The 940-nt window shown below is 66.2% G+C and carries 1 protein-coding gene; it reads right to left on the bottom strand.

The window, feature by feature from the left end; translation table 11 throughout:
* Positions 1-940 (bottom strand): heparinase II/III family protein (locus B2A78_RS25420; RefSeq protein ID WP_205780910.1); only part of this gene is annotated, 940 nt, incomplete at both ends.

The following is a 940-nucleotide window of genomic DNA, read 5'->3' as shown; positions in this document are numbered from 1 at the left end:
CAGCGATGCCCCTTCCGCGACAGACGGCCGGTCGGCGGTCACGGCACAGGGTGTGTTCATGACGACACCGATCGCGTGCGGCGTGTCCGAGCCGGTGGTCACCCCCACCTGATCGATAAAGTCGCCGGCGCCGATGGCGAGCCGCCGGGTTGCGGTCACGCCGGGACGATAGCTCGGATGGGACACCGCCGCGAACGAGCCGTCCGGCGCGACCTCATCGAGCTGTCCCTCGGACGGCCAGGGATTTTGCCCGTCGCCGTCGACCAGCGGCACGTTGTGCGCCGGTGCCCGGCTGAAATAGCCCTTGTGCAGCGGCGAGCCGTAGCCGACCGTGCCGGCGTCTTTGAGAAGCCAGGTGTCGCCGTATTGCAGTTCATAAGTGAGGGCTTCCTGCTGGGCATGAAACCGGGCTTTCTGGCCATAGCGCAACAGGGCATGCCAGCCGTTCTTCACGAGCTGAACCGCATCGAGACCCGGCACCGGTCCCGACGCCAGCTCGGGCAGTACCGGCATCGAATCGACCGGCTTGGGCGGATCGAGCAGGGTGTCCCAGCTCAGCTGGCCCTTCGCTTCGTCCAGCCCGAGCCAGGTCGGCAACACCCGGCGGGAGGCCGCCCACAACTTGCGGTTCGGCGCCTTGCGATTAGGCGGCGAATCGTTGAGGGTCGGGGCGTCTTCATTGGCAAAGCGCACGGTCACCGGAGAAATCATCAGGTTCTGCGCGATCCAGAGTTCCCGGGCGAACTCGGCCAGCCGCCCGCGCAACGAGGCGCCGACCAGCAGCTCCACCAAGGCCTGGACCGTATACTCCTGATAGGACAGGGAGTGCTCGTACCAGAACCAGTCCGGCGAGACGCCGGTCGCCAGGAGCGACGGAAGACCTAAGGCCGAATGCTTGCCGAAGCCGATCAACTCGGGTTGTTCGAACTCGAGTCCGATC

The organism is Methylocaldum sp. 14B, assembly GCF_002005105.1.
Taxonomy (GTDB): Bacteria; Pseudomonadota; Gammaproteobacteria; order Methylococcales; family Methylococcaceae; genus Methylocaldum.
Note: the sequence above shows the minus strand (reverse complement) of the source record. Positions and strands in the feature narration are given on the sequence as shown.